The organism is Lamprobacter sp. (assembly GCF_034860625.1).
Classification (GTDB): Bacteria; Pseudomonadota; Gammaproteobacteria; order Chromatiales; family Chromatiaceae; genus Lamprobacter.
This window is the reverse complement of sequence record NZ_JAYESN010000771.1, coordinates 1-387: the sequence shown is the minus strand read 5'-3', so window position 1 is coordinate 387 and position 387 is coordinate 1. Positions and strand designations below refer to the sequence as shown.

At 66.1% G+C, this 387-nt stretch carries 1 protein-coding gene; it reads right to left on the bottom strand.

Going from position 1 to position 387, the window contains the following annotated elements; translation table 11 throughout:
- On the bottom strand, nt 1-387 hold a 387-nt coding region (locus tag VBE63_RS31225; protein ID WP_323686812.1), incomplete at both ends, for a transposase.

The window sequence follows — 387 nt, the reverse complement described above, 5'->3', positions numbered from 1 at the left end:
GGTGGCACCGCTGCGGGCTCGCTGAAGCGCTCTGACCAATGGGGGTGATGCTCCTCGCGCTTCATGGCGATCAACGGCACGATGCCAGCGGCCTCGCAGACCTCGACGTTGCGCGCACTGAAATAGCCGTTGTCGGCGACGAGTTCATCGGGGTGGTTGAGCCCCTCGGGCAGTGCCTGCAGGCCTTCGAGCATGGGCGCGACCTGTTCCTTGTCGTTGGCCGCTTGGGTCACCTGCGCCGCCATCACCAGCATCGACGCGGTATCGACGACGGCCTGGGCGTTGTAGCACTGCTCAAAGCCGCCGCCGGCGACGTGCATGATGCGTGATTGCTCATCGGTCAGGTTGATCTGGTCCTCGGCGCGGGGCTCCGGCGAAGGGGGCTTC